Consider the following 22,096-nt stretch of genomic DNA (forward strand, 5'->3'; position numbering starts at 1 on the left):
CGCGTCACCTTTGCAAACGCGGCGGCCTTCCGGAACGCTGGTTAACGGTTGGTGAGGGCGGCGCTTCAAAAGCGTCCAAAGCCTTGCCGTCAACTTTAAAATCTCGGGCGTATTGATGTCCTCATTGAGAAAACGGGGGACATCACATGATCGACCACACCAGTGACAATTGGAAATTTCCGACCTGCGAACGCGTCCAGCGAATGCAGGACGTTCTGCTGGTTTCGTCCTTTGCCTTGTGGGCGACGCTGATCGGTTTCGCGCCGGTCGTGACCTGGCGCCTGCTGATCGCTTGAAAGAAAACGCAGCGGCTGCCGTGGTTAATCGGCGGTAGCACCTGCGGTCAAATGCGAGCGAAATTGCGACCGGGATTTTAAAAGCGGTCGCGTATCAAGCTCGTCACAACGGAAAAAAACGCGGGGGCGCGTCGTGGAAATCGAAAACAATACTCTCCCTGATCAACAGGGCTTTACGACCGAGGACGTTCTTTGGGCGGTCGGCATCTGGTCGGTGATCCTGACCATGTCGCCGGTCGTCGTGTTCTACATGCTGATGGTGGCGTGAGCAGACTTGCTCCGTCCGTCATTCCGGGGCGCATCGAAGATGCGAACCTCAGATGTGCAATTGCACATCGTAGTTCGATGCTGCGCATCGCCCCGGAATGACGACATACAATAGAAAAACGCGCGGAGTCCCGCGCGTCTTTTTTGAGTCCGTAAGCGGCGTTGTTACGCCGCTTGCTTGTGCATGGCGCCGGAAGCCGACGCGTTGCCGCGGATGGCCTTGATCGAACGTTCGATCGCAGCCCACAGCCGGCTGATTTCCGCAGCGGCCCGGCCTTCCGCGTAATATTCGCGGGCGCCTTCGCCGTTACCAAGCGCCAGTAACAGATCGGCACGGTTGGTGATCTGACCGCTCCACACCGGCGCACGGAATTTGATCAGTGCTTCACGCGCGATGGTGACGATGCGGCTTTCAACGCTGTCCCGGCTCGCGGGGGCACCGTTGATGACGACCGCATAGGGCTTGCGCGCCGCACGGCAGGTCTGAATGGTTTCCTGCACGGCATTGACGTCAAACACGCCGGGCCGCGCCGGAATGATCACCATCGTGGCGTTCTTGATGGCGTCGTCGACGACGGCCGACAAATTCGGCGGCGTGTCGATGAACACCCATTCGATGCCGTCGCGCTTGGCGGCGGCGATAATTCCGCTGACCGAATTTACCGCGGCCTTGATCGGCGGCTCGTTCGTTCCACGCAATTTGTGCCAGAGAGTAAGCGATCCCTGCGGATCAGCATCAACCATCAAACAGGGCTTCGTCGACTTATGGACATGCGCAGCAATGTGGGCAGCCAGGGTACTTTTTCCCGAGCCCCCCTTACGCGAAGCAAAAACTATGACGTTCATACCTTGGCCTCCAGATTGACCCCAGAAGCCGAAAATGAATCAGCGCACTGATTCGTGAAAGAAAAATTTGCTGCTTATTGCGAAGAAGCCACTGATTAGCCAATAAAGTTGCTTTTTGAGTCACACTGCGTGCGACGCCGCAATCCGTGATGAAATCGCAAAAATGGAATCGCCAGAGTGACTTGATCGATTCAGCGCATGCTTTTTGCGCGCTGTCGTTCGATCCACTTGCGCTCGATCCATCCGAGCAGCTTCGCCATCGGCGTCTGCAGAAACGGGACGTCCTGCGCGAACAAAAGGAGTCCGAGCGGCAGCATCCAGAGTCCAAGCACCGGCAAGATGCTGAAAATGCCGCCGAGGATCAGCAGAATAGCGATCGGAATCCTGACGTAGCGCGACGACGGCTTGCGCAGCCAGGCGACGAATCTGGCCGGGCCGGCCGGCAGCTTGGCTTCGAACCAGGCAAAATGCCGGTCGAGCTCCATTTGCGATTCTTTGCTCAATTAATCTCTCCTCGTGCTGAAGAGATGTTGACTCGCGGCTGGAGTAACAAGGCGTCAGTCTGTCGCGCGAAGGGGGCTTGAAATGGCATGCCGCGCTCAGGTCCGGGCTGGTTTTGCCGATTTCTTGGGCTTACGCGCCTTGGCCGCGGATTTGCGCGGGGCCGCCGGCTTGATCGCCATTGGCCTGCCGGCGGGCGCTGAAGCGGCCCGGCTCGGTTCGGGACCGGATCTGAATTGCGCCCGACAGGGCGGCGAAAGCTGTGACTTCTTGGCGACCATGCAGGCCGTGACGCGCTCGACATTGGGGATTTCGGAGCTGCAAAGCCGGAAAGCGTCGCTGGTGCAGGCCTGTTCCTGTTCAGGGGTGTAGCTCTGACCCGAAGCCGGCAGCGATGAAAATGCGAGCGCCGTCGTCAACACCAAACCAAACCCGAAATTGCTGATCCGAAAAGTCGCCATGAATCCCCCCGAGGCAATGATTCCACGAATTGTGGGTGAACCGCCCGGGATTGGCAAGCAGGGGTGGACAACAGGCCACAGCACAAGTGCGGCGACCAGCGCTGACTTCACCGGCTGGACGGGCGGCAGAATGGGCGGTGAATTGGGGAATTGGCAAGCTGGGCAACGCAATGACCTTTTCAGAAGGGCCTGCTAACCGCATAGCTTGCCGCGATCAGTTCGCGGAGCCGAAGGATAAATCGTTGGCCGACCAACCTGACCTATCCTTCGGGGCCACCTTCCGCTCGGTGTGGAATGGCATGCTCGACGTGTTTGTTCGGCTGCGCTTCCTCTCCCTGGTCGGCCTGCTGATCTATCTTGCCGTGGGGATTCTGGGATTCGTTGCGCCTGTTATCGCTGACAACCCGGTGCTCCGGGAAGGCCTCGATGCGATCAAGACCATCCTGATTCTTCCGCTTGAGATCGCGATCTACCGCCTGCTGATCCTCCGCGAAACCACTTCCGGCTACGATTTCGGGATATTCGCGCCACGCTTCCGGCGTTTGCTCGGTTGGACCGTCGTGCTGTGGGCGCTCATCACCCTTCCACCCTACCTGCCAGGCCTGATCACGCCGTCCGAGGACGCAGATTCAATCGCGACCATCGCAACCGCGATCGTCGTCGTCGTCGTCCTGGTGCGGCTGGCTATTCTTTTTCCGGCGATCGCGGTTGACGCGCCCGGTGCCTCGCTGCGCCATGTGCTGGCGGATACGAAGGCTCGAAGCTGGTTGATCCTGAAGAGTTTTTTTATTGTGCTGCTGCCGGTATTGGCCGGATTCCTGGCGGTCGGCTTGATCAGCGACCTCGACGATCTGCCCAGCTGGTGGAGCGCAGCCAGAATTGCGCTCAACAGCCCGCTCGAGTTGCTGGCGACGGTGTTGGCCGCCGCGACCGCATCGCGGCTGTTCGGCTGGATCGGCCATCAGGTGAAAGGCGTGCCGGTCTGATCCGGTCAGGCATCATTGGCCGGACAGGCGCTGCGGCCAGCGCAACGAATCCGACGGTCTCCCGGAATATCCGCGATGGGGTTGGTACAGTTGGGTGGGCTCGAACCACCGACCTCCTGTTCCACAGACAGGCGCTCTAACCAGACTGAGCTACAACTGCATCCTGCGCGAGCCCCACGAAAAAAGGGGGTCGCGAATGGGCGGGAAACTAGGTGCAACGCCACGCTTTGGCAAGGCCACCAGCCACCCGATTATCAGTCGTTTCGGGGGCGGACAAAGTTCATTTGCTTCGGGGCATCGATGGCCCAGCCCTGCGAAGGACCGGCCCAAGGACAGAAGAGGGCAACAAAAAAGCCCGGGCTGACCTGCCCGGGCTTCTTCAAACCTTAATGCGGGCTCAGGCGGCCGGCTGCTGGTACTTCGCGGCCGACGCCTTGATCGGTTCGACGGTTTCGGTCGCAACTTTCTGGCCGAGTTCAGCGAGTTCCTTGGCCTGGGCCGAAAACGTCTCGAACTGCTTCTTGGCGTGCGAGGTCCACAGCTCCATGGCAGCTGCCGGCGTCTTCACGCTGAGCAGGTCCTGCGCGAAGTCGAGCGAGGACGTGGTGTTGGCCTTGAAGAACTCGAACAGCTTGGCCGAGTAGGCGCTGGCGCCCTTGTTGGCCGAGGTGAACACGGCTTCCATGGTGCCGTTATGGCTCTCGGCCACATCCTTGAACTTGGCGTAGTTGTCGCGCGCCTGCGAAACGCCCTTTTCAGCGAACGCACGCATCTGCTCGGGGACTTCGAATGGAATGATGGAGGCGGAGAACGGATCGGTCGAACTGGTCATTCGCATGCTTCCTTCGCAACGGGGTGAATTGTGGTGACCCCTTGCGAACGCCACCGGTGAAAACGCCGGTAGCGCCGTACTGGATCACACGGTCTCTGCTTGTCTGAGCACGATCTTCTCGGAATACTGGTACATATTTCCGGATCGAACTCCGGTCTTGGGGAGTGCCCATCGTCGGGCATGCCCAATAAACACCCTTATCATGTCAATTTTGTGCAACGCAAAGCAAAACAATGTGCACTGCGGCATACATTGCCTGCTTTGAGTGTATTTCTAGTCTCTAAATCCTAAAGTAGAATAGGCGGGACTTTTGAAGCATGTGTCCTCAGGCCTCTCCTGGGCTCTTGGGCTTCGCCGCATCCATCGCAGCGCGGCTGACGATCTGACCCATCTCGCTGGCTTGCTCCGCCAGCGCACGCATCTGGCCCTGCACATACTCGCTGTGCAGCCGCATCACCTCGGTCAGATCCTTGGCCTTCAGCAGCGCTTGCGCGTAGTCCAGCGAGGTCTGAACGTTCTTTTCGGCGAAGGCGACCGCCTTGCTGCCGATTTCCTTGACGTTGGTGCGCGCGGCGGCGCCATGGTCCTCGAACGAGCCCGCGGCCTGATGCGCGGAAGAGAGGAATTTCTCGAAGGTCTGGCGGGCCTGCTCGAAGCTCGCCTCCGCCATCGATCGCATTTCCTTTGGAATCTCGAAACGGCCATCGTCGCTCATGGTCCCACTCCTGTGGTGTTGGGGGCTGCTTGGCAGGCGTCCAGGTATCGCTAAAAGACCTCACCGGTATGATGCCGTGTCGGCGGTTCCGCATCGTGCACCTTGGGCGGAGGGCCTCGGGTTCACATCGTGAACCCCCGGCGGTCTTTTGCAACAAGCTCAACGCCGCAGAGGCCGATTCGGTTCAGCTGGATTAAGGTTATCGCGGCTTAGAATACCGCTTGGGTCCGCCCGGCCGTGGACCTGCCGCGCCGCGCTTGCGATACTGGCGATCCACTTGCGATCCTGCAGGGCAGTCAGCGTTTGGCCGCCGATTCGCAAAAATCATCTTCGAGCAGAAGGCTCACGTCCACGGTCATGTCGCGCTGATGAATAATGCCGAACTCCAGATGCTAGCGCTCGGCGATCCGCGGCTGGCGGTGCACGCGACGAGCACCCTGGCCGCATGGCTGTGGTCGAGCGACGGCACGCGGGTTCTGTGGGCCAATCCGGTCGGCGCACGCTTGTTCGGCACGGCCAACAGCACGGCGCTGGCGGGGAAAATTTTCGGACCGGCCGATCCGCATCGGCGGCAGATCGCGCGGCTCGCCGGCCGCCTGCTTGCGAACGGCGCGGTCCGGCTGGAGCGGCTGCAAGGTTTTGGCGCGGCGCCCGGCATGCTCGCGACCTGCGGCTGTTCGCGGCTCGATCTGCCCGATGGCAGCCACGGTATTTTGGTTGCTGCCGGCAACATCTCAGGCCGCGCCATGCCGCTGAAGGAACGGCTGCAGCGGCTGGTCGAGGGTCTCGCGATGCCAGTCGCGGCGTTTACCCGTGACGGCATCCTGATCGGCACCAGCGATACGGCGCGTCCCCTGCTCGGCTTTCACAATCTGGTCGAGGCCGGCCTCGACGATGCGCGCCAGGACGCGCTGAAACAGGGCGCCGTCGCAACCGCGATCGACATCGGCCGCATGGTGCTGCAACGGGTTGGCGCTGGCGCCGACACCAGCCTCGTCGCGCTGATCGTGCCGGACGCCGTGCACGCAGCAGCGCCGGAGCCCGTCGCGGCGGCGCAGCCGCAAGAAGAGCAACCGCAAGAAGAATTGCCTGAACCACTCGAGCCGCCGGTGGCGGGCGTTGTCGCGAACGATCCCGCGCCCGAACCGCCGCAGCCCACCCCCATGGGCGAAGCGCCGGCCGCCTTGGCGCTGTTCGACGCGTTCGCAGAGGCGCCGGAAGAAGAACCCGAAACCGAGCCGGTCGCCGCGGCGGCGCCGTCCAGCAGCAAACCATCCGCCGCGTTGCCACCTGAACCATCTCCTGACGTCGAAGCGATCGCCGACGAAGCCACGCCCTCATTCGCCGCCGACGCCGCGCCTGAGTCATCAGCCGAAAACCTGAAAGCGCCGATCGCCGCCGCCCCCGTCGAGGCGCCGTCCTGGTTCGAAGAGCCGTCACCGCATGCGCGGCGGCTTCCGTTGCGCTTCATGTGGCAGATGGATCAGGAAGGCCGCTTCACGCTCGGCGCCGATGAATTCACCCGGCTGATCGGCCCGCACACCACCGCCGGCTTCGGCCGGTTGTGGAGCGAGATCGCGCAAGCCTTCGGGCTCGATCCCGAAGGCCGCGTGATGAAGGCGTTTGCCACGCGCCAGACCTGGAGCGGCATCACGCTGAACTGGCCGGTCGATGGCGGCGCGCGGCTGCCGGTCGAATTGTCGGGCCTGCCGATCTTCGATCGCGCACGGCATTTTGCCGGCTTTCGCGGCTTCGGCGTTTGCCGCGATCTCGACGGCCTGGCACGGCTGGCCGCCTTGCGTCGCTACGAATTCTTCGGTGGAGCACCCGCGCCGGTCGCGCCGGAACCGCGCTCGGCTGATATCGTCCAGGCGGGCCAAGCGTCGGATTCGGTCGGCCCGGAGCTGCCCGCGCAGGACCCGTCCGCGGAGGACGCGCCTCACGAAGCGTTGCCGCAAGATTTCAGCGAGAACGTAACCGCGCAGCCGACCGCGGCAGATGAGCCGCCCGCGGAATTTGTCATCGAGAACAGCGTTGCGTCGCCTCCCGTTACGGAATTGCCCGAGCCGATTGCTTCCGACATTTCACACCCAACCGATCTGGATGCCGCCGTGGATACCCCAAAGGATACTCTGGCAGAAATGCAGGCGGAAACGCCGAAGAACGTTCTGCCGTTCCGCCCGCCCGGCGACGCCAAGCCGCCATCGCTGACGCCGGTCGAAAACAGCGCCTTCAACGAACTCGCGCGGCAATTGTCGGCGCGGCTCGAGAACGAGAACGGCAGTGAGACGACACAGGCCGTCACCGGCCTCGATGAAACCGTGGTCGAGAACGCCGCATCGACGGACGCGTATGCGGCAGCTTCACAGGAAGCCGCGAGCGATGCCCCGGTGCAGCCGGAATGGCTGGCCCCCTCCGAACCGCCGGCGCGCGGCGAAAGCAGGCGCGACAAAGCGCTGCTCGACTTGCTGCCGGTCGGCATTCTGATCTACCGCCTCGACCGGCTGCTCTACGCCAATCCCGCTTTCCTCACGCAGATGGGCTATCCGAGCCTGCATGCGCTGGAAGATGCCGGCGGCCTCGACGCGCTCTATGTCGAGCCCGGCGTCTCCAGCGCGCCCTCGACGTCGGACACCGGCACGCCGGTGATGATCTCCGCGAGCCAGCCGAAACCTGCGGAACAAGGCTCGGAAGAAGACCCGGAAGGGCCCGCATCGACGCCACCGGCGGCGACCGACGCGCGCCTCTACACGATTTCATGGGACGGCGATTCCGCGCTCGCATTGATCTTCTCGGGCGCACGCGTCGAAGCGGCGGCCGTCGCCGCTGCGATCGCCGAAGCTGTGCCGGTTGCCGAACCGCCGGCCGCCGAACCGTTGCCGGCGGGCCACGCCGATGCCGAAGAGCTTGGCGCCATCCTCGACACCACAGCCGAAGGCATCGTGATGTTCGACGCCGAGGGCAACATCAGTTCGGCCAATCGCAGCGCCGAAGCGCTGTTCGGCTATGACGGCGAGGACCTGGCGCGGCGCAATCTGGCGGATCTGTTCGCGCCGGAAAGCCAGCACGAGGTGTTCGACTATCTCGCCAGCATCAAATCCGAAGGTGTCGCCAGCCTGCTCGAGCACGGCCGCGAGACGCTTGGGCGCGAGAGCAAGGGCGGCTTCATTCCGCTGTCGATGACCATGGGACGGACAAAGGCCGATGGTCCGAATTTCTTCGCGGTGTTCCGCGACCTGTCACAGGCCAAGCAGAGCGAGAACGAGTTGCGGGAAGCGCGGCGCCTCGCCGAGCGCGCCGCCAGCGCCAAGGCGGACGTGCTGGCCCGCATCAGCCATGAGGTGCGCACGCCGCTCAACGCCATCATCGGCTTCTCCGAAGTGATGATCGGCGAACGTTTCGGTGCGCTCGGCAATGAGCGCTATGTCGAATACATGAAGGACATCCGCGCCTCCGGCGAGCGGGTGATCTCGATCATCAACGACCTGCTTGATCTCTCGAGGATCGAGACCGGCAAGCTCGATCTGTCGTTCACCAACCAGAATCTCAACGAACTGGTCGAGAGTTGCGTCGCCGTGATGCAGCCGCAGGCCAACCGCGAACGCATCATCATCCGCACCTCGCTGGCGCACACGCTGCCGCCTGTTATCGCCGATGCGCGCGCGTTGCGCCAGATCACGCTCAACCTGATCGGCAATTCGATCCATCTTGCCAATGCCGGCGGCCAGGTCATCGTCTCCACGGCGTTGTCCGATTTCGGCGAGGTAATGCTGCGGGTCCGCGATACCGGCCACGGCCTCAACGACAACGAAGTCGCCGCCGCCCTGGAGCCGTTCCGCACCCCGGCACCATCCGATCAGGCCTCCGAGGGCGCCGGCGTCAGCCTGTCGCTGACCAAAGCGCTGGTCGAAGCCAACCGCGCCCGATTCCAGATCAAGACCGGCGCGCGCTCGGGCACGCTGATCGAGGTGGTGTTCGCGCACACGACTGCGAAGGCCTGAGCGCGGCCGTCAAATTTTTGCGAGAACGGGTTTTTAGTTTCGCGATGCGGGCTTCGTGACACTTGTGGATTGCAAGCTGCGGGAGACTGCCATGGATGGACTTGGTGAAGCCGTAACGCCGCAAGCCATCGCAGCGTGCGAGAAGATCATCCGGCCCTATATCAGGCGCACGCCCGTGATCGAGACCGATGGCCGCGAGTTCGGGCTGTCGGCCGGCGCCATCAGCCTCAAGCTCGAATTGCTGCAGCATTCGGGAGCGTTCAAGGCCCGCGGCGCCTTCACCAATCTGTTGACACGGGCGATCCCCAAAGCGGGCGTCGTCGCAGCGTCGGGCGGCAACCATGGCGCTGCCGTCGCCTATGCGGCGATGAGGCTCGGCATACCGGCCAAGATTTTCGTTCCCAGCGTGTCTTCTCCGGCCAAGATCGCGCGCATCCGCGAGTACGGCGCGGACCTCACCATTGAGGGCGATGGCTATGCGGATGCGCTCGCCGGAAGCGAAGCATGGGCGCAGCAAACCGGCGCGCTGCCGGTTCACGCATTCGACCAGAACGAAACCATCATGGGGCAGGGAACGATCGGCCTGGAGCTCGACGAACAACTTCCCAACATCGACACGGTCCTCCTTGCGGTTGGCGGCGGCGGGCTGGTTGCGGGGATAGCGGCCTGGTACGCCGGCCGCATCAAGGTGATCGGTGTCGAGCCGTTTGCGTCGCCGACGCTGACCAGGGCTTTGGAGGCCGGACATCCCGTCGATGCGGAGGCCGGCGGGCTGGCGGCGGATTCGCTGGCGCCGCGCCGCGTCGGCGAAATTGTGTTTCCGATCGCGCAGAAATACGCGCCGCGCACCGTGCTGGTGACCGACGACGCGATCGCCGAGGCGCAGCAGACGCTGTGGCGCACCTTGCGCATCGTGGCGGAGCCGGGAGGCGCCGCCGCCTTTTCGGCGATTCTGTCCGGCGCCTATCGGCCGGCCGACGGCGAACGCGTGGCCGTCGTCGTCAGTGGCGGCAACACGGCCGCGGTGAATTTCGACATCACGCGCTGAGAAGGCGAACACCCCTAGCTGTTGTCGATGAGGCATGGAGTGGGCCAACGTCGAGCGACACATTTGGAATGCTTCTAAACTCAAATCTGGAATCGCTCTAAAAGAATGCCGTCGCGACATCGCGGCGCTTCGTGCGCGCTATCCGCTGGGCTAGTGAAACCGGCATCATCCTCGTGCCTGCCGGAGCAGCCCTCATGATCAAATTTCGCGTCTTCGCCGCATCAGCGGCGTTGCTTGGTTTGGCCTCGTCCGCCATCACCACGGCTTCCGCCGATAACGGCGAAGTCAACGTCTATACCTATCGCGAAACCAAGCTGATCCAGCCGCTGTTCGATGCCTTTACCAAGGACACCGGCGTCAAGGTCAACGTCGTCTCGGCGAGTTCAGGGCTCGAGCAGCGCATGAAGGCCGAGGGCGCCAACAGCCCGGCCGACGTGCTGCTGACGGTCGATATCGGCCGCATGGACGAGGCCGTGAAGGCCGACGTGACCCAGCCGATCAAGTCGGAGGCGCTCGACAAGGTCGTGCCGGCGCAATACCGCGATCCCGACGGACACTGGGCCGGCATTTCGATGCGCGCGCGCGTGATCTACGCCTCGAAGGATCGCGTCAAGCAGGACGCCATCACCTATGAAGAGCTCGCCGATCCCAAGTGGAAGGGCAAGATCTGCATCCGCTCCGGCCAGCACATCTACAACAACGGACTGTTCGCGGCCTACACCGCGAAATACGGCGAGGCCAAAGCCGAGGAATGGCTGCGCGGCGTCAAAGCCAATCTGGCGCAGAAACCCTCGGGCGGAGATCGCGAGGCCGCGCGCGACGTCGCCGCCGGCAAGTGCGACATCGGCATCGGCAACACCTATTACTGGGCGCTGATGATGAACAACGATCCCGAAAAGAAGCCGTGGGCGGAAGCCACCAAGGTGATCCTGCCGACCTTTGCGGGCGGCGGCACCCACGTCAATCTGTCCGGCGTGCTGCTGGCCAAGCACGCGCCGAACAAGGCCAATGGCCTCAAGCTGATCGAATGGCTCGCCGGTGAAAAGGCGCAGCAGATGTATGCCGACCAGAACTACGAATATCCGGTGCGTGCCGGCGTCGCCATCAACCCGACCGTTGCGGGCTATGGCAAGCTCAACGCCGATTCCCTGCCGATCGCCAAGGTCGCCGCCAACCGCAAGGCGGCCGCGACGCTGGTAGACAAGGTCGGCTTTGATAATTGAGCTTCCGTGAAGCGATAGAATCGTGATCGCGCGGCGACCGCAATTGCGTTCCCTCCCCCCTTGCGGGGGAGGGTTAGGGAGAGGGGTGGCGGCAACGGCAGTGCGCGTGGCTTACCCCTCTCCCCTGCCCTCCCCCGACGCAAGTCGGGCCTGCCCGACTTGCGCAAACTCAAAGTACGCAACCGGGCTAAACCCCGGGTGCGTGGGGGAGGGAGCCCACCTCCACCAGCCAATACACCGACTTTCCCCATTCACATGTGACCTCCCGTGAACCCTTCCGCGCACGCCGGACGGATCTCGGCGGCCATCGCGGTCATGACCGCGATCATGGTCGCCGCGCCCGTGATCGCGGTCATCGCGCTGGCGATGAACCCCGCGCCCGATCTGTGGCGGGATCTGATCGCCTATGTGTTGCCGCGGGCAATGCTCGACACCTCGCTGTTGCTGTTCGGCGTCGGCGCGCTGGCGCTTGTGATCGGCGCCGGCACCGCGTGGCTGATCTCGCTGCATGACTTTCCCGGCCGCGCGCTGCTGTTGTGGCTGATGCCGCTGCCGCTGGCGATCCCGACCTACATCGCCGCCTACGTCTATGCCGACCTGTTCGAACCGCTCGGCCTCGTTCATCGCACGCTGGCGATCTGGTTTCCGCTGCGCGACACGGTGGCCGCCCTGCCCAATTTGCGTTCGATGCCGGGCGCGATCATCGTCATCGGCCTCGTGCTCTACCCTTACGTCTATCTCTCGGCGCGGACGATGTTTCAGTTCCAGAGCGCCGAATTCGCCGAAGCCGCGCGAACGCTCGGCGCCAGCCGCCTGCAGATTTTCCTCCGCGTCTCGCTGCCGATGGCACGGCCGGCCCTGGCGGTCGGCGTGGCGCTGGTGTCGCTGGAAACGTTGAACGACATCGGCGCCAGCGAATATCTCGGCGTCCGTACGCTCACCGTGTCGATCTTCACGACCTGGCTCAACCGCGGCAGCCTCGCCGGCGCGGCGCAATTGTCCTGCTTCATGCTGGCGATCGTGGCCGGCCTGATCGCGATCGAACGTTATGGCCGCCGCAATGTCGCGACCGGGTTTTCCGCCGAGAGCCCGCGGCTGACGCCGCGCACGCGATTGCACGGCAGCCGGGGCTGGTGGGCGTTCGCCGCCTGCCTCACGCCCGTGCTGCTCGGCTTCATCGTACCGGTGCTGTTTCTGCTGCAACAGAGTTTCAAGCGCGGGCTCTTGACCAATTTCGACATGACGCTGGGACGCGATGCCTTCAATTCGGTGGCGTTCGCGACCCTGGCGACGCTGATTGCGCTCGGGCTCGGCTTTGCCACCATCCTGGCCTGGCGCTGGCGCCCGGATCCGGTGCGCCTCGTTGCGATGAACATCTCGCAAACCGGCTACGCCCTGCCCGGCCTGGTTCTCGCGCTGGGCTTGCTGACCCCGGTGCTCGCGATCGACAATGGCCTGAGCGCGCTCGGCGGATGGCTCGGAGGTTCATTGCCGGGGCTGATCCTGGTCGGCTCGGGAGCAGCCGTCGTGATCGCCTATGTGATCCGCTTCCTGGCGGTGCCGACCGGACTGATCAAGGCAGGCTTCGAGCGAATCCCGCACGACTACGACGACAGCGCGCGCGCCGCCGGCGCAAGGCAAGCCACCACGATGCGGCTGATCCATCTGCCGCTGCTCCGGCCGGCGATGCTGGGCGCCGTCATCATCGTGTTCGTGGACTGTCTGAAGGAATTGCCGGCGACGCTGCTGCTGCGTCCGCTCAACGTTGATACGCTGGCGACCTCGATCTACCAGTTCGCCAGCCGCGGCAGTTTTGAGGACGGCGCGCTCGCGGCGCTGCTGATCGTCGCCGCCAGCATCGGCCCGGTGGCGTGGTTGACGCGGTTCTCCGACGTGCCGTCAGGACCGGCGTAGGTGGCAAAGGCTTCCGTCGTCCCTGCGAACGCAGGGACCCATAACCCCGGTCGTCTATTGCTTGAAGAAGGTCTCTCCTACAGCGCGCCAACGAGAGGCCGCCGCGGGGGTCCCGGCGCAAGGCCGGGACGACCATAGAATTTTGTCGCGCCTTACGCGTTCTTCAGCGCGACGCGGAATTCGGCTTCGGTCTTGGCCTTGACCTCGTCCAGCGTGACGCCGTCGGCGAGCTCGATCAGCGCCATGCCGTCCTTGCCGTGCTTGTCGATGGTGAAGACAGCCAGATCCGTCACCACCATGTCGACGACCTTCTCGCCGGTCAGCGGCAGGTTGCAGGTCTTCAGGAGTTTTGGGCCGTCCTTGGCGGAATGCTCCATCACGACGACGACGCGCTTGACGCCGGCGACGAGGTCCATCGCGCCGCCCATGCCCTTGACCATCTTGCCGGGGATCATCCAGTTGGCGAGGTCGCCGTTCTGCGCCACCTGCATCGCGCCGAGGATCGACAGATCGATATGCCCGCCGCGCACCATGCCGAAGGATTCGGCTGACGAGAAATAGCTGGTCGACGGCAGTTCGCTCACGGTCTGCTTGCCGGCGTTGATCAGGTCGGCGTCTTCCTCGCCCTCATAGGGGAACGGGCCCATGCCGAGCATGCCGTTCTCGCTCTGCAGGCTGACGTCGATACCGTCGGGGATGTAGTTCGAGACCAGCGTCGGAATGCCGATGCCGAGATTGACGTAATAACCGTCGCGCAACTCTTTCGCGGCACGAGCGGCCATCTGTTCACGGGTCCAGGCCATGGGGCTCTCCACTATTGTTGGCGCATGATCTTGTCGGAAAACCGGTATCCACTTTTCCGGATCATGCGCTGTAATTTGGTTACGCCGCGGGGCGCGGACGGGTGTTGCGGAACTCGATCCGCTTCTTGCCGGTGCCGACGTCGATGATGCGTTTGACGAAAATGCCGGGCGTGTGGATGTGATCGGGGTCGATCTCGCCGGCCGGCACCAGGTGCTCGACCTCGGCGATGGTGATCTTGGCAGCGGTTGCCATCATCGGGTTAAAATTGCGCGCGGTCTTGCGATAGACCAGGTTCCCGGCGGTATCGCCCTTCCAGGCGTGGACGATGGCGAGGTCGGCGAACAGGCCGCGCTCCATGATGTATTTCTCGCCGTCGAATTCCTTCACTTCCTTGCCTTCGGCGATCAGGGTGCCGACGCCGGTCTTGGTGAAGAAGGCCGGGATACCGGCGCCGCCGGCGCGGATGCGCTCGGCCAGCGTGCCCTGCGGATTGAATTCGAGTTCCAGTTCGCCGGCGAGGTATTGCTGGGCGAACAGCTTGTTCTCGCCGACATAGGACGAGATCATCTTCTTGATCTGCCGGGTCTCCAGCAGCCGGCTCAGCCCGATGCCGTCGACCCCGGCATTGTTGGAGATGACGGTGAGGTTCTTGACGCCGGATTCGCGGATCGCGTCCGACAGGGTCTCGGCGATGCCGCAAAGACCGAAACCACCCGACATGATCATCATGCCGTCCTTGAGAACGCCGTCGAGTGCCGATTTGGCGTCGGGGTAAACCTTGTTCATGGGATGTCTGACCTGATGGAGGAAACGGCTTAAGGCCGGCATAATCTCAGGGATTATTAGGCGAAATCTTCGCACTGCGTCAATGCGCGCGCTTTTGGACCGCAGGCGGCGGTTCACAACGCCAGGATGGCCTTGAAAGCGTCAAGAAAACCCTTCAGGTTGTGTGGGTTGGCAAGGGCTGAAAGCTAGACGCGGCCGCCCCGGACAACCAAACCCTCAACCCGACCTGGATATGTCTTTGACGATGGCCCAAGGAATGAAGCGCCTGGGGATGCCGATTGCGGCGTTTCTCGGCTTGGCTTTGATCGGCCTGATCGGGACCTCCTGGTTCCTCAACCGGGACGCGCTGCGCCAGGCGGTCGAGGCGCAGATTCGCGCCGTCACCGGGCTCGATCTGGTCGTCTCGGGTGCGATCGACGTCTCGGTATTTCCCGGCAGCTATGTCTCGTTTCACAATGTCAGGCTGAAGGGCGGCGCCACCGTCGACCCCGCGCTGCAGGTCGATGTGCTGACGGCGAATTTGCGCCTGCTGCCGCTGTTGCTGCGACGGTTCGAGATCGCCGACGTCATGATGCTGCGGCCGCATATCCGCGTCGTCAGGGACGGCCATGGCGAGAGCAACTGGACGCCGTTCGTCGAGACCATCGCGCGCGCGATGAAGCCGGGCGCCGAGAATCAGGTGTCGTTCTCCGAGATCCGGATCCAGGACGGCGTGCTCAACTATGAAGACGCCACCAGCCAGGTATCCGAGGCGCTAAGCGATATCGACCTGTCGCTGGCCTGGCCGTCGATCTCGCGTTCGTTCGCCGCCACCGGGCAGTTCGACTGGCGCGGCGAGCGCGTCGACGGCTCGGTCAGCGCCAGCGATTTCGTCGCGCTGCTGTCGGGCGATCGCTCCGGCGTGAAGGCGCGGCTGGTCAGCGCACCGCTGAAACTGGCATTCGATGGCGCGCTCGCCAACCGCACCAGCCTGATGATGGAAGGCACGGTGACGATCGACAGCCCGTCGCTGCGCAACGCGTTGCGCTGGATGGGACAGTCGCCGCCCGGCGGCGGCTTCGGCCGCTTCGCGCTGAAGGCCCGCGCCAATGTGGTCGGCGGTTCCGTTGCGCTGACCAATGTGAATGTCGAACTCGACGGCAACGTCGCCGAAGGCGTGATGACCTTTGCCAATAACGGCCGGCAGACGCTGCAGGCGACGCTGGCCGCCGGGGCGCTGGATTTCACGCCGTACATTTCGACCTTCCGCCTGCTGGCGAGCGGAGCGCGTGACTGGAATCGGCAATTGTTCGACCTGAACTCGTTGTCGACCACCGATCTCGACATGCGGCTGTCGGCCGCCAAGGTGACGGTCGGCTCGACCAAGCTCGGCCGCACCGCCTTTGGCGCCAATCTGCGCAGCGGCGCGCTCGCGCTCTCGGTCGCCGAGGCGCAGATGTATGGCGGCATCGCCAAGGGCACGTTCGGCGTCGCCCGCTCGGACGCGATCGCCGACGTCAAGGCCCAGTTCCAGTTCACCGATGTCGACCTGCACGCCTGCGCATCCGAATTGTTCGGTGTCAACAAGCTCTCCGGCCGCGGCAATCTCAATGTCTCGCTGGTGGCCTCGGGCTCCAGCCCGTTCGGGCTCGTCACCTCGCTCGACGGCACCGCGACCCTGACCGGCCGTGACGGCGCGATCGCGGGCTTCAATGTCGAGCAGCTGTTGAAGCGGCTGGAACGGCGGCCGCTGTCCGGCAGCGGCAATTTCCGCAACGGCTCGACGCCGTTCGATACGCTCAACGTGTCGGTAAAGTTCAACGACGGCATCGCGACCGCCGAAGACGTCCGCGTCGAAGGTCCGACGACGCGTCTCACCCTGACCGGCACCGCCTCGGTGCCGGCGCGCGAATACGATCTGAAGGGCGTCGCCAGTCTGACGTCTGCCCCCAACGCGCCGCCCGGCTTCGACCTGCCCTTCGTGGTGCAGGGCCCGTGGGACGATCCATTGGTGTTCCCCGATCCCGAAAGCCTGATCCGCCGTTCGCCGGGCGCCGCCCCGCTGCTGGATGCCGTGAAGGATCGCAAGACCCGCGACGCCGTTCGCTCGGTGATCGAGCGGATCACCGGCGGCGGCCCAAGGCCGGCGGCACCGGCGGCGGCAGAAGGTGCCTCGAAGCCGAACTGACGACGGCATGACCACAAGCCTGTTCACGATGACGCTTGCGACCCGGCTCGGACGGGCACCGACGTCGGCTAGTCTTCCGGAATAACTGAACATTAACCATACGAGCCCATGATTTGAGCCGAATTCAGGTGGGCAAGCGCGCGCGAGCCATTGCTGGTTTGTCACCACGATGGCTCTTTTGCTGACCGGTGATGGGAAGAATCTCGCGACTGGGCTGAGACGTAGGGAACACAGGTGGCCGAAGCACCGGGCAGGGAAGCGCAAGGGGGCAAACAGCCCGAGGCGGCACCGCAGGTAGCCCCCAGGCCGGTGCCGATGTTAGCTGTCTCGCTGGCTGCCATGGCCGTCATTGGTGCGGCCACCGCCAATTCCTTGCCGAGTTTCGGCGGCTTCTCAATGCCGGTTTTCAATCAGTTCTCTTTGCCGAGCGTCGATCGGTTGTCCTTGCCGGACTTCAGCCGCTTCTCCCCGCCAAATTATAATCGCGTCGCTGCCCCTCCTCCGCCTAGTCCGGCTCCAGTCCTCGTACCGGATCCAGTTGTCAGGGCGGGACTGCGGGACATTCAGACGTCGCAGGAGCAAAACGCCGATGTGTTGATGTCGCTCATGCAGAGCGCCTCAGCCCAACAGGCGGATTTGAAAAGAATAACCCGTCAACTCTCCTTGCTGACGGCGCAGGTGAGCTCTCTGCAGAATCAGGCGGCACCGCTGACGACTTCCAGCATCCTACCTTCGACGACTTCCAGCATCCCACGTCCAAATCCTCGCACGCGGATTATCCAGGCGTCGCGAAAAGTACTCCCTCCAGTTCTTCCTCCAGCTCCTCCTCCACTTCCCAAGCCTGCCGGCCCCTTTTCGGTCGGGGGCGCTCCGCTCAGTCCTGCGCCGGGGCCTGGCTCGGGCGCAAGCTAGCACCCAACGGACAACGCCTCCGCCATCTCGTCGAGCCGATCTTGGGAGCAAAGCAGGAATCCGGCAAAGATCGTGATGTCTGCTTTTGGGGGCAAATCGGAAGTCGCCGACGCAGAGGCTCACGTCCGCAAATGACCCGAGGCGGACATTTGCCTGGCCTGCTGGCACCTGTGGCTCAGCCCAATCCGCCCCTTCTGAAGGACGGTCTAGCCCGATAAGATGCTCGTCCTGACCCTGGGGGCAGACATGGCGCGGCCATCAAGAACGGGCGGCAAGAAGAGCGAGGCGAAAGCCCGCAACGCAAGCCCAGCAAAGGGCCGCAAGACCACCAAGACCAAGCCCCGCACTGCGCCAGCAGCCGCCCGAGTTAAGCGTCGTTCGGTCTCCGATCCGATCAAAGACCTGAAGGAAGCCCGCGAGCAGCAGGCGGCGACTGCCGAGATATTGAAGGTCATAGCCTCTTCGCCGTCGGACGTGCAGCCGGTGTTTGAGGCGATTGCCTCAAGCGCCAACCGGCTGCTCGGCGGATTCTCCACTGCAGTCTTCCGCTTTCTCGACGATACTGTGCATCTCGCCGCGTTCACCCCGGTAAGTCCGGCTGCCGATGCAGCCCTCCAAGCGGATTTTCCCAGGCCGGTCGATGCGTTCGAGGCGTTCCGGCTGGCCCAGCAAGGCAAGCCCTTCCCGATCCCGGACACCGAAGAGATACCGCACGCGCCGATCAAGGAAATCGCGCGGCTGCATGGCTTCCGCAGCATGCTGTTCGTGCCGCTAATGAGCAACGGCGTGCCGATTGGCGTCGTCAGCATCACCCGCGCTACGACAGGTTCATTCGCCGAGCATCACGTGCAACTGATGCAGACCTTCGCCGACCAGGCCGTCATCGCCATCGAGAACGTCCGGCTGTTCAACGAAACGCAGGAAGCGTTGAAGCATCAGACCGCCACATCGGAAGTGCTGCAGGTGATCGGGAGGTCAATGACCGACACGCAGCCGGTCTTCGAGCGCATACTCGATAGCACGGAACGGCTTTTCGATTGCAGGCAGGTTTCGATCTTTCTCGCTCCTGGCGATGGGTTGCTGCATGTGGCGGCACGCCGTGGAACTGGCTACGAAGCAATCGACAAGGTGTACCCGCTGCCAATCGAGCAGACATCGGCTCCCCGCGTCCTTGGCGAGCGACGGCAAGTCTATCTTCCCGACGTGATGTATGGTGCTGACGTACCTTCGAGCATACGTCGCGTGGTTCAGGTGTTTGGCAATTTTTCCGTCGTAATGACCCCAATGATCTGGGAGGGCCAGGGGATCGGCCTAATCTCGGTGCTACGCGAGCCAAATGCCGCATTCACGCCGAAGGAACTCAGCCTTCTTAGGACCTTTGCCGACCAGGCCGTGATCGCCATCGAGAATGTGCGCCTATTCAAGGAGGTTCAGGCGAAGACCGCCGACCTCTCGGAGTCTCTACAACAGCAGACCGCCACCGCTGACGTGCTCAAGGTGATCAGCCGCTCGGCGTTCGATCTGCAGACTGTGTTGGAAACTTTGGTCGTATCCGCGGCCCGCCTGTGCGAAGCCGACGAGGGCACGATATTTCAGCCCAGAGATGACGCCTACCGCCTGACGGCAAGCTGTGGGCTTTCCCCTCCCAGGAAGGTGTTTCTTGAAAACTGCTCGTTCCAGCCGGGCACGGGCAGCACAATCGGACGGGTCTTGCTTGAAGGTAAAACCGTTCATATCGAAGACTCTCAGACTGACCAAAATTACCGATTTCAAGATCCGGAAGTGCGCACGCGGCTCGGTGTCGCTTTGCTGCGCGAGGGTGCACCCATCGGCGTCTTCGTGTTGGCACGCCGTGATGTCCGCCCCTTCAGCGATAAGCAAATCGAATTGGTCCAGACCTTCGCCGACCAGGCAGTGATCGCGATCGAGAACGTCCGGTTATTCGACGAGGTGCAGACGAAGACGCGCGACCTTACGGAGGCGCTGACCTATCAGACAGAGAGCAGCAACATCCTCAGAGTGATCGCATCCTCACCGACCGACGTAGGGCCTGTTCTCAATGCCATTGTCGAAAGCGCCTGCCAGCTTTGCGATGCTTATGATGCGGCGGTGGTGCTGCAGGACGGCGAATATCTGCGGATCAGCGCGCATCACGGACCAATTCCGATCGGCATCGAGAAGTGGCCGATCAACCGCCGCTGGACCGCCGGCCGCGCCTTCGTCGACCAGACGCCGGTTCACATTGAGGATCTGAGCGACGAGAAGCACGCCGACTTCACCGATGGCCGCGAGCTGTCGCTGCGCATGGGCCATCGCACCATCCTCAGCGTGCCGCTGCTGCGCGAAGGCGAAAGCATTGGCGCTATCGTACTTCGCCGCACCGAAGTTCACCCGTTCAGCGAAAAGCAGATTACCTTGCTTCAAACCTTCGCTGATCAGGCCGTGATCGCCATCGGCAACGTTCGTCTGTTCCAAGAAGTGCAGGCCAAGACGCGCGATCTGAGCGAGGCGCTGTCTTACCAGACAGGGAGCGGCAAGATTCTCAGCGTTATCGCATCCTCGCCAACTGAGGTAAGGCCGGTTCTTAAGGCAATCGTCGAAACTGCCTGCGAGCTTTGCGATGCCTCTGACGCTCTTGTGTTCCTGAAAGACGGCGAGGACCTGCGCTTCAGCGCGCACCACGGATCAATACCAATCGATATGGAGAAATGGCCGATTAACCGGAATTGGGTCATGGGACGCACTGTCGTCGATGGGGTACCGGTCCACGTGCACGATCTTCCCTCCGAAGGCGAAGAGTTCCCCGAGGGCCGAGAACTAGCGCGCCACCAGGGCATTCGCACAGTTTTGAGCGCACCTTTGCTGCGCGAGGGTGAAAGCATCGGAACGATCGCGCTTCGCCGCACTGAAGTGCAGCCGTTTAGCGAAAAACAGATTGCTCTGCTGCAGACCTTTGCCGATCAGGCAGTAATCGCCCTCGGGAACGTTCGGCTGTTTGACGAGGTGCAGGCAAAAACGCGCGACCTCACGGAGGCGCTGCAGCAGCAGCTCGCCACCGTGGACGTGCTGAAAGTCATCAGTTCTTCGCCGGGTGAGCTGGAGCCGGTATTTCAAGTTTTGCTGGAGAACGCGGTGCGTCTCTGCGAGGCTCAGTTCGGCGTCCTATGTACTTTTGATGTAAGTGGATTTCAGTACGTGTCGGCTCGAGGCGCATCCGCAGAATATACAAAATACATGCAACAACGCGGACCCTTTCGACCTGCATCGGGAGTGCTCGATCGGATTATGCGGACAAAGCAACCGAGCCACACAGCCGACGAGGCTGCGGAGGTTGTCCCCGGCCCGGCCGGTACCTTCGGAGGTGCACGATCTCTTGTCGGTGTCCCAATGCTCAAAAACGGTGAGTTAAGAGGCGCAATTATCATCTACCGTACGGAAGTGCGGCCGTTTGCGGATCAACAGATCGATTTGCTGACGAACTTCGCTGCCCAAGCAGTCATTGCTATTGACAATACACGCCTCCTTAATGAGCTGCGGCATCGCACGGATGATCTAACTCGATCGCTACAGGACTTGCACAGCGCGCAAGAGCGACTGGTCCAGACCGAAAAACTCGCTTCGCTCGGCCAGCTCACGGCTGGCATCGCGCATGAGATCAAGAACCCGCTCAACTTCGTCAATAATTTCTCGGCGCTGTCGGCGGAACTGACGGACGAGCTGAACGACGTGCTCAAGCCGGCCCCGCTCGATGGCAAGATGCGGGCGGAAGTCGACGAGTTGACGCGGCTTTTGAAGGACAACCTCGAAAAAGTCGTGCAGCACGGCAAGCGCGCCGACTCCATCGTCAAGAACATGCTGCTGCATTCGCGCGAGGGCTCTGCCGAACAGCGGCCCACGGACATCAATGCGCTCTTGGATGAGAGTCTGAACCTTGCTTACCACGGTGCCCGAGCAGAAAAGGCAGGCTTCAGTATTGCCTTCCAACGCGATCTCGATCCGACCGTCGGCATGGCTGACGTCTATCCGCAAGAGATCACGCGGGTCCTGCTCAATCTGATCTCGAACGGGTTCTACGCTGCGACGAAACGCAAAGTGGAAACTGGTGACGTCTTCGAGCCAATGCTTTCCGCCACGACGAAGAACCTCGGCGACAAGGTCGAAATCCGTATTCGCGATAACGGGACCGGCATCCCAGATGATGTCAAAGAGAAGATATTCAACCCGTTCTTCACGACCAAACCAGCCGGTGAAGGAACCGGCCTTGGTCTCTCGATGACGCACGACATCATCGTGAAGCAACACGGGGGCAGAATTGATGTGACGACCGAGCCTGGGCA

Annotated in this window: 16 protein-coding genes and 1 tRNA gene; 9 read left to right on the plus strand and 8 right to left on the minus strand. The window is 62.6% G+C overall.

All coding sequences use genetic code 11. The annotated features are described in order from the left end of the window. Positions 1-146: 146 nt before the first annotated feature. Together JQ611_RS32510 and JQ611_RS42595 are read left to right on the plus strand one after the other, a co-directional pair. Entirely contained in the window at positions 147-296 is a 150-nt protein-coding gene (locus tag JQ611_RS32510) for a hypothetical protein (protein ID WP_212265650.1), read from the plus strand. Positions 297-429: 133 nt separating this feature from the next. Continuing rightward, positions 430-564 (plus strand): hypothetical protein, encoded by a 135-nt coding sequence (locus JQ611_RS42595; protein ID WP_283813432.1) that lies wholly within the window; start codon positions 430-432, stop codon positions 562-564. A gap of 164 nt (positions 565-728) precedes the next feature. Here the strand turns inward: JQ611_RS42595 and JQ611_RS32515 are convergent, their stop codons facing one another. The 3 genes from JQ611_RS32515 to JQ611_RS32525 form a co-directional block, all read right to left on the minus strand. Then, complete coding sequence (locus tag JQ611_RS32515; protein WP_212265649.1) at positions 729-1,409, minus strand: ParA family protein; 681 nt, start codon at positions 1,407-1,409, stop codon at positions 729-731. A gap of 191 nt (positions 1,410-1,600) precedes the next feature. Then, entirely contained in the window at positions 1,601-1,894 is a 294-nt protein-coding gene (locus tag JQ611_RS32520; protein ID WP_409363320.1) for a hypothetical protein, read from the minus strand. Between the two features lie 114 nt (positions 1,895-2,008). Then, the gene (locus JQ611_RS32525) at positions 2,009-2,371 is read right to left on the minus strand and encodes a hypothetical protein (RefSeq protein WP_249133633.1); all 363 of its coding nucleotides are present in this window, start codon (positions 2,369-2,371) and stop codon (positions 2,009-2,011) included. Between the two features lie 35 nt (positions 2,372-2,406). Here JQ611_RS32525 and JQ611_RS32530 point away from each other — a divergent pair, with 35 nt between their 5' ends. Continuing rightward, complete coding sequence (locus tag JQ611_RS32530) at positions 2,407-3,357, plus strand: hypothetical protein (RefSeq protein WP_212467757.1); 951 nt, start codon at positions 2,407-2,409, stop codon at positions 3,355-3,357. Between the two features lie 82 nt (positions 3,358-3,439). Here JQ611_RS32530 and JQ611_RS32535 read toward each other — a convergent pair. The 3 genes from JQ611_RS32535 to JQ611_RS32545 all read right to left on the minus strand — a co-directional run bounded on the left by JQ611_RS32535 (position 3,440) and on the right by JQ611_RS32545 (position 4,904). Next, positions 3,440-3,517: transfer RNA gene (locus tag JQ611_RS32535), tRNA-His, on the minus strand. A gap of 237 nt (positions 3,518-3,754) precedes the next feature. Then, positions 3,755-4,189: a phasin gene (locus JQ611_RS32540; RefSeq protein WP_212265646.1), complete on the minus strand. Its 435-nt coding sequence runs from the start codon at positions 4,187-4,189 to the stop codon at positions 3,755-3,757. Between the two features lie 325 nt (positions 4,190-4,514). Further along, positions 4,515-4,904: a phasin family protein gene (locus JQ611_RS32545; protein WP_212265645.1), complete on the minus strand. Its 390-nt coding sequence runs from the start codon at positions 4,902-4,904 to the stop codon at positions 4,515-4,517. 368 nt (positions 4,905-5,272) lie between these two features. On the opposite strand from JQ611_RS32545, the gene JQ611_RS32550 reads away from it, so the two are divergent. From JQ611_RS32550 to JQ611_RS32565, 4 genes are all read left to right on the plus strand, one after another. After that, a complete protein-coding gene (locus JQ611_RS32550) occupies positions 5,273-8,905 on the plus strand; it encodes a PAS domain-containing sensor histidine kinase (protein WP_212467758.1) in 3,633 nt (1,210 codons plus the stop codon). 91 nt (positions 8,906-8,996) lie between these two features. After that, positions 8,997-9,953 carry a threonine/serine dehydratase gene (locus JQ611_RS32555; RefSeq protein WP_212467759.1) on the plus strand — a complete coding sequence of 319 codons (957 nt, stop codon included), beginning with the start codon at positions 8,997-8,999 and terminating at the stop codon, positions 9,951-9,953. A gap of 194 nt (positions 9,954-10,147) precedes the next feature. Beyond that, positions 10,148-11,176: a Fe(3+) ABC transporter substrate-binding protein gene (locus tag JQ611_RS32560; RefSeq protein WP_212467760.1), complete on the plus strand. Its 1,029-nt coding sequence runs from the start codon at positions 10,148-10,150 to the stop codon at positions 11,174-11,176. 315 nt (positions 11,177-11,491) lie between these two features. Then, entirely contained in the window at positions 11,492-13,090 is a 1,599-nt protein-coding gene (locus JQ611_RS32565; protein ID WP_212467768.1) for an iron ABC transporter permease, read from the plus strand. Positions 13,091-13,242: 152 nt separating this feature from the next. Here JQ611_RS32565 and JQ611_RS32570 read toward each other — a convergent pair whose 3' ends face one another. Together JQ611_RS32570 and JQ611_RS32575 are read right to left on the minus strand one after the other, a co-directional pair. Next, positions 13,243-13,893, minus strand: a complete 651-nt coding sequence (locus tag JQ611_RS32570) for a 3-oxoacid CoA-transferase subunit B (protein WP_212032632.1) — start codon at positions 13,891-13,893, stop codon at positions 13,243-13,245. Positions 13,894-13,972: 79 nt separating this feature from the next. Continuing rightward, positions 13,973-14,680, minus strand: coding sequence for a CoA transferase subunit A (locus JQ611_RS32575; protein WP_212032631.1), 708 nt, complete (start codon positions 14,678-14,680; stop codon positions 13,973-13,975). A 244-nt stretch (positions 14,681-14,924) separates the two neighbouring features. Here JQ611_RS32575 and JQ611_RS32580 point away from each other — a divergent pair, with 244 nt between their 5' ends. After that, a complete protein-coding gene (locus JQ611_RS32580; RefSeq protein WP_211998730.1) occupies positions 14,925-16,847 on the plus strand; it encodes an AsmA family protein in 1,923 nt (640 codons plus the stop codon). Between the two features lie 1,158 nt (positions 16,848-18,005). After that, a partial coding sequence (locus JQ611_RS32585) for a GAF domain-containing protein (protein ID WP_249133634.1) occupies positions 18,006-22,096 on the plus strand: 4,091 nt, incomplete at its 3' end.

The sequence above is a fragment of the Bradyrhizobium sp. AUGA SZCCT0182 genome (assembly GCF_018130185.1).
Classification (GTDB): Bacteria; Pseudomonadota; Alphaproteobacteria; order Rhizobiales; family Xanthobacteraceae; genus Bradyrhizobium.